Consider the following 13,528-nt stretch of genomic DNA (forward strand, 5'->3'; position numbering starts at 1 on the left):
GTGTGCGCGTGGAGTTGACTGCGAGCCAGCGAGGGAACTGGGTAGCACGGAGCCTCGCTCCGGATTCCTCGGTCTTCAGCGCAGGCCAACTGCTCTGGCTGGACGGCCCGATCGACCCGGCCGCCTTCGCCTCCTCGGTCAGTACCGCGTTCTCCGAAACCGACGCACTGCGAGTCCGCTTCGGCGACGACGACGGCGTCCCTTTCCAGTACGTCGACACCGCCACCACGCTGCCGACCGAGATCGTCGACGCAAGTCACGACGACGCGCAGATCCGGACCATTGCCCGCGAACAACTCGCTGCGACCGCGGAACCAGCCACCTCGTCGACGCTGGTCCGTCGCGACGACGGCACCTGGGCCTGGATCCTCGTCACGAACATCCTGCTCGTCGACGGCTACAGCATCTCCCTCTTCGTTCGCCGCGTTGCCGAGCTCTACGCCGGCGATCCGGTCCCCGACCGCTGGTTCGGCAGCCTGGACAACGTCCTGGGCTCCACCACCGACGAAGACGACAGCTACTGGAGCGGCGTCCTCGGCATCGACGCCTCGGGCCACCCAGAGGATCTGTCCGAGGTCTTCGTCTCCGCCAGCCAATCGGTCCTCGTCCCGGCACCTGACGACACGTACGCGAAGATCCAGCAGTTCGCGCGCACCGCAAGGGTTTCCTGGACCGACGCCTTGATCGCACTCTGGGGCGTCTACACCGCTCGCGGCTACCTGGCAGTCCGCGTTCCGCTCATGCTGCGCGACGACCGCGAAGCGCTGAAAACCCCCAGCGCACTCTCGCGAGCGATCCCGGTCGTCACCACGATCAGCCCGTGGGACACCTTCGAGGATGTCCTGAAGGTCGTCGCGGACCAGCTGAAGACTTCGCGGCGTCACGCGGCCGTCGAAGATCACCAGATCGCTCGTGCCTGGCCCAGCGGCCAAGCGTCGTACCTGGCCTTCCCGACGATCAACATCAGGCTCTTCGAATCGACACCGCTCCTGGGTCACAGCGAAACGATCAGCACCGGCCCGGTCGGATCACTCGACCTCGCCGTCTACCGCAGCCCGGACACCGGACTCCGCCTAGAACTCTCCGCAGGCTCCACCACCAAAGACCCACATCTGCACGCCGAACAGTTCAGCCGCTTCCTCACCGCCGCACTCGACGGGCAGAGCCTGTACGAGCTGAGGACCGGGTTCACGCCCGAGGCGCGTCAAGGCGAGACGCTCGAGGTTCCCAGCGCGACGGTTGACGAACTGCTGCGCCGGCAGACCGCGGATGCGATCGCACTGGTCTCCGAGGACGGCACCGAACTCACCTACGGCCAGTTCGATGCACGGGTCAACGCGCTGGCCCACCAGCTCGTTGAGGACGGCGTACAGGTCGGCGACCGAGTCGCCGTCACCATGACCCGCTCAGTAGACCTCGTCGTCGCACTAGCCGCAGTACTGCGAGCAGGCGCGGCCTACGTACCCATCGATCCGGCCTACCCTGCGGAACGCATCAAGTACATCCTCGACGTCGCCGCGCCTGCCGTGGTGATCACCGAAGTACAGCAACTCGATGGTGTGAAGACTCCTCCGGTCCTGGCTCGGCCGTTGAACGACCTCGACGCCGCCGTGGTGATCTTCACCTCGGGTACGACAGGTCACCCGAAGGGCGTCACTCTGTCGCATCGCGCGCTGGTGAACCGCCTTGCCTGGGGTCAACGAGTCCTGGGCTACGAGCCCGGCAGCGTGGCGCTCTCGAAGAGCGGCGTGGGCTTCGTCGATGCGGTCACCGAGCTGTTCGGGCCGCTGATCGCCGGGAGCCGAATCGTGGTTGTGACCGCTCAGGATCCAGCCGCACTGCTCGACACGATCGCCCGGCACCGCGTCACCCATCTGCTGACCGTGCCCAGCCTTGCTGACGTTCTCGTCCGTCACGATGCAGCGTTGACCACGCTCGAGCACTGGATCTCCTCGGGCGAACCGCTCACCCAGCTCACCGCAGACTCCCTGCGAAAGGCTGCACCACAAGCAGAACTGCACAACTTCTACGGCTCCACCGAGGTCGCCGGCGACGCCACCACCGCCGGCAACACCACCATCGGTACGCCGGTCGCCAACACGACAGCGCACGTCCTCGACAACTGGCTGCGGCCGGTACCGGCCGGAGCGACAGGAGAGCTCTACCTCGGCGGCGTCCAACTCGCCGACGGATACATCGCCCGCGCGGCCCTGACCGCCGGCCGGTTCGTTGCCGACGACAACGGCGCGCGGCTGTACCGCACCGGCGACGTCGTCCGCTGGAACACCCAAGGACGGTTGGAGTACCTCGGCCGCAGCGACGACCAGGTGAAGATCCGCGGCTTCCGCATCGAGCCCGCCGAAACTCGCGCCGTCCTCGAACAGCACCCAGCAGTGTCAGGCGCCGCGATCGTCGCCTTGGACCATCCCGCCGGTGGCAAGTACCTCGCCGCGTACTTCACCGGGGACGTTGTGCCAACCGACGAGCTGCGTGAGTACGTCGCACGGTCGCTGCCGGACTACATGGTCCCGACAGCGTTCATGCACCTGGACCGATTCCCGGTCACGCCGAACGGGAAGCTCGATCGCCACGCCCTGCCACAACCCGACCTCGCCGCAGGCACAGCCGACGGCCGGGCACCGCAGACCGACACCGAGATTGCCCTCGCCGGCATCTTCCGCGAAGTACTCCACCTCAACGACGACCTCGGTGTCGACAGCGACTTCTTCCGCCTCGGCGGCCACTCCTTACTGGCCACCCGGGTCGTCGCACGCGCCAACGCACAACTCGGCACCGCATTGACGTTGCGCGACGTCTTCGACCACCCCCGCATCAGCGAACTCGCCCACCTCGCCGACAACACCATCGCGACCGCCGGGATCCGAGTCGGCGACCTACCACGCCCCGCCGTGCTCCCCGTTTCCTACGGACAGCAAGCGCTCTGGCTGATCGATCAGTTGGGTGGGCCGGGTGGGCGGTACGTCGTACCGGTCGTACTGCGTTTGTCCGGCGCGCTGGATCCTGAGGTTCTGATCGCGGCGGTACGGGATGTGGTTTCTCGTCACGAGGCGCTGCGCACGCTCTTGGTGGAGCAAGACGGCACGCTCCGGCAGGTCGTCGTACCGGCCAAGGAAGCGGCCGACCGGATCTCGCTGCCGGTCGAGGATGTCGCGGAGGTGGATGCGCGGGTGGCCGAGGTGGTGCAGGCCGCGTTCGATCTCGCGGCCGATCTTCCGATCCGCGTCGCGCTGCTGCGCACGGACGAGAACGACTGGGCGTTCGTTGTCGCGGTCCATCACCACGCAGTGGACGAGTGGTCGTTCCCGTCGCTCCTGGGCGATCTGTCGACCGCCTATCAGGCGCGGGCTGCAGGGCAGGAGCCGGGCTGGACGCCGTTGCGGGCGCAGTACGCCGATTACGCGATCTGGCAGCGTGAGGTCCTGGGTGCGGCGTCCGATTCGGGCTCACCGCTGTCGAGGCACCTTGCCTATTGGTCTGACGTGCTCGCCGATGCACCCGAGGAGTCCACGCTCACTCCGGACCGGGCCCGACCGGTGGCACCGACCCACCGCGGTGCGGATCTACGGTTCACCATCGATCCGCAGGTCGCGACCGGCCTGCGTCAGGTTGCGGCTGAGCAGGGCGTGAGCATGTTCATGACCCTCCAGGCCGCAACGGCGTTGACCGTCTCGGCGCTGGGCGCCGGTGCGGATGTCGTGATCGGCTCACCGGTCGGTGGACGCACCGAGGACGGTCTGGAAGAGCTGGTCGGCTACTTCGTGAACACGCTGCCGATCCGCCATCGGTTCCACGCCGGTGACTCGATCGCCGACGTACTGCAGAACACCAAGCGGACAGTACTCGGCGGGTTCGAGCACCAGGCCGCGCCCTTCGAGGAGATCACCCGTGCGCTGGACACCGAGCGATCCGTCGGCCGGAACCCGCTCTTCCAGATCATGCTCACCCACCGCGTCATCGAGAGCCGCCGGGTGCAGCTCGGGAGCGCCGACACGACAGTGACTCCAGCGGCAGTAGGCGCGGTCAAGACCGACCTCGACCTCGACATCTTCGATTCACCCGCCGAGCTGGGTGGGAAGCTCGCCTATGCGACCGACCTGTTCGATGCCGCTACCGCTGACCGGTTCGTCGTGGTTCTCAAGTCGGTGCTGGAGGCAATCGCTGCAGGTCCGGAGACACTGATCGGCGACCTGTCGTTCGAACCGGCGCTGCAACAGTCGCGGGGTGAGACGGTCGATGTCCCCGCGACGACTCTCGACGAGCTGGTACGCCGGCAAGCACCGGCGACCCCGAACGCGGCCGCGGTCATCGCCGACGACGGCACCGAACTCACCTACCGCCAGTTCGACGCGCGGGTCAACGCTCTCGCGCACCTCCTCGTCGAGCAGGGCGTGCAGGTCGGGGAGCGGGTCGCAGTCGCGCTGCCACGCTCGGCCGAGCTGGTGGTCGCTCTGGCTGGCGTGATCCGCGCCGGGGCGGCGTACGTGCCGATCGACCCTGAGTATCCGGCCGAACGGGTCAAGCACATCCTCGCGGACGCCACACCCCGTGTGGTGATCGACGACGAATTCGTGCAGCAGCACTTCGACGCCGGCGTGGTCGACTCACCGCAGCTCTCGCGTCCGCTGCTCCCGACGGATCCGGCGTACGTGATCTTCACTTCCGGCACCACCGGACGCCCCAAGGGCGTCCAGATCAGCCATCAGGCGATCGTCAACCGCCTGTGGTGGATGCGTGACGACTACCGGATCGGTACGTCGGACCGGGTGCTGCTGAAGACCCCGTTCACGTTCGACGTGTCGGTGTGGGAGTTCTTCCTGCCGCTGATGACCGGCGCAACGGTGGTTGTGGCGAGAGACGGCGGGCACAAGGATCCGCAGTATCTGCTCGAAGTCATCGAGCGTCACGCCGTGACCGTCACCCACTTCGTGCCGTCCATGTTGCAGGCATTCCTCACCTCGAACCCGGACAAGTCCTCAGTAGCCTCCGTCCGGCGAGTGTTCTGCTCCGGCGAGGCCTTGCCGGTGTCGCCCGCGGCCAATGCCGTTGCGCTGTTCGAGAACGCGGAGGTGCACAACCTCTACGGGCCGACCGAGGCAGCCGTCGATGTGACCGCTCACCCGGTGGTCGGGGGCGATGCGGTCAGCGTGCCGATCGGTGGTCCGGTGGCGAACACGACGACGCGGATTCTTGATGCCTGGTTGCGTCCGGTGCCGGTCGGTGTGGCGGGTGAGCTCTATCTCGGTGGCGTGCAGCTCGCAGATGGCTATGTGGCACGCGCGGGCCTGACCGCCGGCCGATTCGTAGCTGCCGACGACGGTGCGCGGTGGTACCGCACCGGCGATGTCGTGCGGTGGAATACCCAAGGGCAGCTGGAGTACCTCGGCCGCAGCGACGACCAGGTGAAGATCCGCGGCAACCGGATCGAGCTCGGCGAGATCCAGGCGGTCCTCGCACAGCACCCAGAAGTATCGGGTGCGGCGGTCGTCGCCTTGGAGCACCCGGCCGGCGGACAGTACCTTGCCGCCTACGTCACCACGACCAGCACCGAGGAAGCGCTCCGCGAGCAGCTCGCGCGGTCGCTGCCGGACTACATGGTGCCCGCGACGTTCATTCGCCTGGACCGATTCCCCGTGACAGCGAACGGGAAACTGGACCGCAAGGCGCTGCCGCGACCGGACCTGGCCGCAGGTGCGGCCAATGGCCGGCCACCGGAGACTGACACCGAGATCGCCGTCGCCGGCCTCTTCCGCGGCGTACTCCGGCTGGGCGAAGACACCGACCTCGGCGTGGACAGCGACTTCTTCCGCATCGGTGGCGACAGCATTTCCGCGGCAGGACTCGTTGCCTACGCTCGCGAACGCCAGTTGACGTTCAACCTGTCCGACGTGTTCGTGCAGCGCACGATCGGCGCACTCGCTGCGCTGCTCGAGCCGCCGGTGCCTGCGGCCGAGCCGGTTCTGATCCCAACTCCCGCTGCCCTGGAGCGCTTACGCGAGGCGGATGCCGCACCTGATGAGTACGTCTTCACCGAGCTCATCGCCTTGCGGACGACCGAACCAATGGTCTCGTCGTTCCGCTCACTCGTCGCCACCACGGATGCGCTTCGTCTCTCAGTCGACGCGACCAACCGACGGCTCTGGTTCACCTCTCTCCTGCCTTCGGAGACAGTCGATCCCCAGACTGTGGAGATGGTTGCTGAGAGCAACCTCAGGGCGGCCGCCGTCGAGCTCGTCGACCTCTCTACCGGCCGCCCGGCCGCACTCGCCTACACCCAGACGGCTGCGGTGCTGGCCGTTCACGCGGGAACCATCGACCGGGCCTCGCTGCATCGTCTGACGGAGGCCCTGTCCGGTGGAGCAGAGGTGACTCCAGCGCTCGTCCCTGCGCTCGAAGCCATCGAAGCAGCCGGTGACGCGGTGACCACGGACGGCCTCGATCACTGGAAAGGCCTGCTCGCCCGAGCGCAGCCGGTCGACGAGGCAACCTTTGCCTCTGGCAACGTCTCCGGCTTCCACCGGGACGGCTTCCTGACCGAAGACGTCGTACGCAAAGCCATCCGCACCGCGCTCCGTTCAACGGGGATCGCCGTCGTCGACGAAGAGGTCCCGCTGACTCCCGACGACACCACGATCGGTCCGTTCACCGCGGCAGCCGCCGTCGCTCTCGATGAGCCCGAGCCAACCACGACCACCGAGCTGGCGCTACTCCGCTACCACAACAAGACCGGACGGCGAGCGTTGCGGCGTACTCCCTCCCCCGCGGTACTCGTCACGCGGATCTACGACGTTGGGTCAGCAACCCCAGAAGGAACCGAGCAGCTGTATCGCGCGGTGATCCGCTATCACCTCGCCCCCGACACGACGACCATCACGTTCCTCGGCTTCGCGGACACCGTGGTCACCGCGCTCCGAGAGGCTCTGACAGCCGAGCTTCGTTAGGTTAGGCAATGCTAAGGTTTACCATGCCGCGTCGCGCCCGTCCCACCGTCGTACAGACCATTGCCCTGCGGGAGTTGGAGGTGACGCGGGTTGTCGACGTCACTCCCGGACTGCGCCGGGTGACGCTGACCGGTGACCAGCTGGGATCGTTCACCGCCAGCGACGGTACGACGTTCCCCGCGTTCGCCAGCGAGGGTTTCGACGACAGCGTCCGGTTGATCTTCCCGTACCCCGGCGAGAGCGAGCCGGTGGTCCCGGTCTACAAGGACGGCAAGTTCAGGTGGCCGGCCGACCCGCCGGCGCTGTGGCGCGTCTACACGGTACGGCGGTACGACGCGCAGGCTCGCGAGCTGGACATCGACTTCGTGAAGCATGGTGTGGGCGTCGCGACGACGTGGGCGTACCGGGCGAACCCCGGCGATCGTCTCCATGTCGGTGGACCGTCGGTCTCGGAGAGGCGGCCCGAGGACTACGACTGGCACCTCGTGGTCGGTGACGACACGGCCGTCCCGGCGATCGACCGGTTGCTCGGGGAACTGCCCGCCGACGCACAGGCCGAGGTCTACCTCGAGGTGGCTGAGGAGTCGCACCGGATCGAGCTCCCGGCACACCCCGGTGTCGAGGTGACCTGGGTCGTGCGCAACGGACAGGCAGCGGCCGCCCAACCCTTGCTCCTGGAGGCAGTACGCGCTGCCGGCCGACGCGAGGGCGCGATGTTCGCTTGGCTTGCCGGAGAACAGTCCGTGGTCCGTGACCTGCGGCGGTACCTCATCGAGGAGCGCGGCGTCGACAAGGCCGACATCGACTTCACCGGCTACTGGCGGCGCGCCGAGGTCGTGGCGTCGGACGAGGACCCCGCCCTGCCGGACCTCGAGCGCAACGACGAGGCCTTCGAGAAGTTCCATGAGCTGTCCGAGCTGCTTCCGCCGCTGGCCATTCGGGCGGCCGCGAATCTCGGCATCGCCGACTGCATCAGCCGCGGCGTACGCACCGTCCCCGCGCTCGCACAGCACACCGGCGCGAACGAACGCTCGCTGGCGAAGTTCCTCCGCTACCTCCAGGCGATCGAGCTCCTGGAACAAGAAGGCGATGACTACACGCTCAGTGAGACCGGCGAGTTCCTGACCGACGAGTCCGTGCTCGATCACCTGGTGTCCAACGGGGTCGAATCCCGGATGTCACAAGGCTTCTACGGCCTGGAAGAGGCGGTCCGCCACGATCGTCCGGTGCAGGATTGGGAGGCCCTCCGCGGCGATGCGACCTTCGAGCACAAGTATCTGGAGAACAAGTCGCGGTTCGTGCACACCCTCGCCGAACCGCTCGCGAAGGCACCCGCGCTCCAGGGCGCCGGCACGGTAGTCGTCCATGCAGCCGGCGCAGCGGTCCACGCCGACCACCTCACTGCGGGGCATCCGGAGGCCCGAGTGACGATCGTCGCGCTTCCTACCGCGGCGGAGTGGTTCCGCAAGGACATCCCGACCAGCATCGCGGATACGGCGCGACGTGACCGGGTCCGGATCGTCGAGCAGTCGGTGTTCGAGAAGACCGACCCCGCGGACGCCGTACTGATCATCGAGACGCTCGGGCAGCATCGTGACGCGGAGGCGCGGCTGATTCTTCAGCAGGCCGCCGCGAGTCTGCACCCCGGTGGCCGGATACTGTTGTCGGAGGCAACTTTCGATCCCGCTGAGCTGGACGAGCACGACGCGGAGCTCGACCTCCTGCGGCTGACGCTGCACGGCTCCGGCTACCGCACCGAGGAAGAGCTCGAGGCGGTCATCGCCAGTGCCGGACTGAAGGTCATCGAGACGTCGCTCGTGGGCTGGGGTAACACCTTGCGAGTCCTGACGCCGTAGGTGTGGCGCGGTCTTCGTCGACCGCACCACACCGCTACCGCAGGATCAGGAAGGCACTTCTTCACCGGCTTGCAGCTTCTCGATGACCTCGATCCAGTGCCCCAGTCGCGAGTCCTCGGCCAGGGTGATGAAGTCGATCCGGTCCACTCCCGCGGTGCGCCAGCGCTCCACCAGATCCATCAGCCGCACCGAGTCCATCCCCTGGTCGCGGAGGCTCAGCTCGTAGTCGATCTCCTTCGGCTCGATGTACAGCACGTCGGCGACATCGGCGATCAACTGCTCGGTGGTGAGACTCATCAGAACTCCTTGTTTCCTTGCTCGTTGTGATGACGGTCAGACGGTGGCGATCAGGACTTCCTCGCCGCTGTAGGGCCGCAGGCCGTCGGTGCGGCCCGCGAAGTAGCGATCGGCCAGGCCGGCCGCCGAGACATGGTCGGCGCCGGCGAAGCCTGCCTGCCGTGCCAGTTCGCTGATCTGGTCAGGGGTGTAGAAGCCGATGAACGGCGTACCGGCCCGCCGGGCGCCCTCTCTGGAGGCGCGCCGAATCTGGACGTCCTCGGGCAACAGATCCTCGAGATGACGGAAGAACGTGAGGATGAGCGAGGAGCCGGCCGGCAGACTCGCCACCTGCTTGAGCGTCGCCGTCGTGGCCTCTTCGGTCAGGTACATGGTGACGCCCAGCCAGGACACCACCGCGGGACGCGAGGTGTCGAATCCCGCCGCCTGCAAGCGATCCCACCAGTCGTCGTTCGCTTCGAAGTCGACCGGAACCAGGCGCAACCACTCCGGGACGTCATAGCCGAGCTCGACCAGTCGGTCCCGCTTCCAGGCCTGCGTCTCCGGCTGGTCGATCTCGAAGACGGTCATCGTCGAGCCCGCCTCGGGATGACGCTGGGCGTACGTGTCCAGGCCCGCGCCCAGGATCACGTACTGGTCCACGCCACGGCTCGCGGCCTCAGCCACCAGGTCCTCGGTCAACCGCGCCCGCCCGACCACCGTGCCGCGCTTTCCTCGCGAGGCGGCCGGCACCATGTCTCCGCGCTCGCGCCATCCGTCTTCGCCCGCCAGCCGGGCACCCACCTCGTCCTCGAGGACGTACGGCGGCTCGTCCACCTGCGTGTGCAAGGCGCGCCACAAGGCGGTCCGCACCGCCGTGTTGTCCGGTGTGCCGACGACATTTCCCGTCATGACCGAGTCCTTCCTCACTTGTTGTTCATGCTCCGTCCGGCCTCCCACGCGCTCCACAGCCCGCCGTACACGCCGCCGGCGGCGACCAGCTCGTCATGGGTTCCGCTCTCGATGATCCGGCCGTGCTCCATGACGACGATCCGGTCACAGGTCGCGGCTTGGGAGAGGCGATGCGCGATCACCAACCCAGTGCGCCCTTGCAACGCCACCTCGGCGGCACGGTCCAGCAACCCCGCGTGGGTTGAGCCGGCCTCGGCGGTCGCCTCGTCGAGGATCGCCAGTTCCGGGTCGGCGAGCAGGAGCCGGGCGAGGGCGAGCTGTTGAGCCTGGGCATCGGTGAGCGGCTGTCCGCCGGTGCCGATCGTCGTGTCGAGGCCGTCCGGCAGCAGGTCGAGCAGACCGGCCGCCCCGGTGGCGTCCAGCGCCGCGTGGATGTCGTCGTCGGTGGCCCCGGGCGCGGCCAGCGTGAGGTTGTCCCGCAGGGTGCCGGCGAACACGTGGGTCTCTTGGGTGATCAACGTCGTCCGGCCGGGCTGGGCCACCGTCCCGGCGTCGGGCAGATGGATGCCGGCGATGACGGCGGCCAGCGTCGTCTTCCCCGCCCCGGAGGCGCCGACCACAGCGAGGCGCTGACCGGTGGGGATGTCGAGGGTGAGGTTGTCGAACACGCGGGGGCCGTCGGCGTACCGGAATCCGATGTCGTGGAGCCGTACGGCGATGCCGGCGTCCGCTGTCGCTGCCGGCTCGTCCGTTTCCTCCGGGATCGTGGCGACCCCGATCATGCGGCTGAGCGAGGCCAGGGCCGACTGGAGGTCGTCGACGACGAACACCAGCTCGTTGATCGGCCCGAGCAGGCGCAGGACGAGCAGCATCGCGGCAGTGGCGGCTCCGACGGTGGATGCGTCCGCCTCGATCAGGACGAAGCCGACGACGAGAACGGTCACCAGGCTCAGACATTCGCCGAAGTTCAGGCGGAGGCTGAGCATCACCTGCACGGCGCGGGCGCGAAGCGTCCACACCGCGACACCCCACGACGCGGTCATCACGGTCTGGTGCCGCTGCTCGGTGAGCCCGAGCCCGAGCACGGTGGCGTAGCCGCGCTGGGACTCGAGGATCTGCTGGGCCCGGGCACTCATCGCCGCGCGTTCGGCGCCGTACACCCGCGGGCCGATGCGGAGGTACCAGCGCATGACGAGGACGTAGACAGGTAGTACGACGGCGAACGCGGCGGCGTACGGCCATTCCAGCGCCGCGAGCCCGCCCAGCGACACGACGATAGTGAACGCGGTGACGGTGAGCGCGGGGATAACAGCGGGGGCAGCGTCGGCCACAGCGGTGACGTCGTCGCTGGTCCGGGAGATCAGGTCCCCGGTCCCGGCGCGTTCGACGAGGTGCTGCGGGAGCGTCATCGCGCGGCCCACGAGCTGTTCGCGCAACCCGGCGAGGATGGTGTGGTAGACGCGGGTGGCCAGCACGATCGTGACGGCGGTGCCGGCCGCGCCGAGCACTGCCGAGAGCGCCATGACTGCCGTGACCGTCAGCACGGTGCCGAGGTCGGCGGTCCCTGCCCGCACGCGGTCGACGAGGAATCCGATGATCACCGGCGGGATCACGTTGACGCCGGTGCTGACGATCCCCAGTGCTCCGACAATGGCAAGCCGGAGTCGATGCCCACGGCTGAGTCGCCACACCTCCCTGGCTGTCTCCCTGCCGCCCGCGACCGGCAACGCGTGCCCGGTTGCCGCGCTCACAGCGTTGTCCCCGCGGGCGCCAGCGCGTCCTCGAGCAGGTCGACGACGCGGTCGCAGCTGGCCAGCAACGCGGGAGACGAGGTGATCAGCAAGGTCGAGCGGCCCGCGCGGAGGTCGCGCAACCGCTCCGCGATCGTGTGCTCGGTCACCGAGTCGACCGCCGTGGTCGGGTCGTGCAGCACGAGCACCGGCGCGTCGCTCGCCAGGGCGCGGGCCAGCGCGAGTCGCTGGAGCTGGCCGCCGGACAGGCGGTTGCCGTCCTCGCCGACCGAGAGGTCGAGATCGGCGGCGAAGTCGTCGCAGGCCGCAGCTCGCACCGCAGCGGTCACCAGCTCGGGTGTGGCCGCCGTGGCGGTGAGATTGTCGCGGATCGTTCCGCTGAACAGCATGACCCGGTGCGGCGTGACGGTGACGCGGGAGCGGTACTCCTGCGCGGTCAACTCCCCCGTGGCGATCCCGTCCAGCCGCACCGCCAGCTCACCGCCACGCTCGCGCGGATCCAGCAGCGCCTCCGCGAGGCGGGCAGCGGTCAGGTCGTCGGCGCGCACTCCCACGAGCTCGCCGGGTTCCACCCGGATCGTCGCGCTCGGCGTCGCCACCTCCAGCACCGGTAGCTGCGGAACCTCCGGCCGGGTCGCGCCGTCAGGCTCGGGCGCCACGGCGGCGTCGGTCTTCGGGTCGGCCTGCAGGCCGGTCTTCAGTACGTCGACGATCCGCGCGGACGAGGCGCGGGATCCGGCGAGGTTGGGGATGGAGTCGTTCGCGATCGACTGGATCTGCGGCAGCAACGCCTGCGCGAGTCCGACCGCGGCGATCAGCTCGCCGATGCTCAGCTGTCCGTCCACGGCGAACCAGCCCGCCAGCCCCATCACCGCTGCGACGAAGACGCCGGTGACCACACCGGAGCCCATCAGAAACCGCCCCAGCAGTCCCGCATTGCGCTTGGCGCCGACGAGCGTCTCCTGGCTTGCCTGCCGGTACCGTCTGGTCGCCTCGGTCTCGGCGCGGATCCCCTTGACCACCCGATATCCGGCCACGACATCCGTGGCCAGTCCAACGGTCGTGGCCAGCAGTCCCTGGTACTCGCGAGTGTCCCGGGACAGCCGCTCGCTGAGCACGCCCATCAACCACACCGCCAGCGGCGCCCCCACCAGCACCGCAAGCCCGAGCAGCCAGTGCGTCGTCAGCAGCGACACGGCGATGAAGCCGATGGTCACGATCCTCGCGACCGGCATGATCACGAGCTGAACCCCGTTGGCCATCCGGGCAACATCGTTGGTCATCACCGACACGACGCCCCCGTCCGGCGCGTGGGCACCGCCGCCGGCCGGATGCAGTACGCCGGTCGAGAGGGTGCTCCGGAGGCGGTGCTGCAGCAGCTGGATCGCGTACGCGGTCAGTTGGGTGGCGAACTTCGCCGCCGCCGTCAACCCGACGTACAAGCCCACCAGTGCGCCGATCCACAGCACCAGCTGCCCCGCGTCCCCGGTGGCCAGCGCCCGGTCGATCGCGAGGCCCATCACCACCGGGACCGCCGCCTCGCCCACCTGCCAAACGGTCGCGGCCAGCGCCGCAGGAACGGTGATCCGCCGCACCGAAAGGATCACGCGCAGGAGGAATCGACCGGCCGTGATCCCCGCGCCGGCCTCGAACGGCTGGACCTCGGGCGGATCGGTGGGCGCCTGCCACAGCACAGGCATCCGACGGGTCAGAGGTCCCCGGCCCAGCCCCGAGAGGTCGGAGTCCAGTCGGGTGGGCGGTGAGATGGGCGGCG

The 13,528-nt window shown here is 68.4% G+C and carries 6 protein-coding genes; 2 read left to right on the forward strand and 4 right to left on the reverse strand.

Annotation, left to right across the window (positions count from 1 at the left end; translation table 11 throughout):
• Positions 1-8 precede the first annotated feature (8 nt).
• Positions 9-6,959 carry a non-ribosomal peptide synthetase gene (locus HDA39_RS19465; RefSeq protein WP_184796978.1) on the forward strand — a complete coding sequence of 2,317 codons (6,951 nt, stop codon included), beginning with the start codon at positions 9-11 and terminating at the stop codon, positions 6,957-6,959.
• Positions 6,960-6,982: 23 nt separating this feature from the next.
• A complete protein-coding gene (locus HDA39_RS19470; RefSeq protein ID WP_184796980.1) occupies positions 6,983-8,815 on the forward strand; it encodes a siderophore-interacting protein in 1,833 nt (610 codons plus the stop codon).
• Between the two features lie 45 nt (positions 8,816-8,860).
• Here the strand turns inward: HDA39_RS19470 and HDA39_RS19475 are convergent, their stop codons facing one another.
• From HDA39_RS19475 to HDA39_RS19490, 4 genes are read right to left on the reverse strand one after another with little or no spacing between them, the layout of a single operon-like run.
• On the reverse strand, positions 8,861-9,112 hold the full coding sequence (locus HDA39_RS19475; protein WP_184796986.1) for a phosphopantetheine-binding protein: 252 nt from the start codon (positions 9,110-9,112) through the stop codon (positions 8,861-8,863).
• 36 nt (positions 9,113-9,148) lie between these two features.
• Positions 9,149-10,003: a class I SAM-dependent methyltransferase gene (locus HDA39_RS19480; protein ID WP_184796988.1), complete on the reverse strand. Its 855-nt coding sequence runs from the start codon at positions 10,001-10,003 to the stop codon at positions 9,149-9,151.
• Positions 10,004-10,017: 14 nt separating this feature from the next.
• Positions 10,018-11,754, reverse strand: a complete 1,737-nt coding sequence (locus tag HDA39_RS19485) for an ATP-binding cassette domain-containing protein (protein ID WP_184796990.1) — start codon at positions 11,752-11,754, stop codon at positions 10,018-10,020.
• Positions 11,751-13,454, reverse strand: coding sequence for an ABC transporter ATP-binding protein (locus HDA39_RS19490; RefSeq protein ID WP_202893055.1), 1,704 nt, complete (start codon positions 13,452-13,454; stop codon positions 11,751-11,753). Before HDA39_RS19490 ends, HDA39_RS19485 begins: the two co-directional genes overlap by 4 nt.
• Positions 13,455-13,528 lie beyond the last annotated feature (74 nt).

Source organism: Kribbella italica (genome assembly GCF_014205135.1).
Classification (GTDB): Bacteria; Actinomycetota; Actinomycetes; order Propionibacteriales; family Kribbellaceae; genus Kribbella; species Kribbella italica.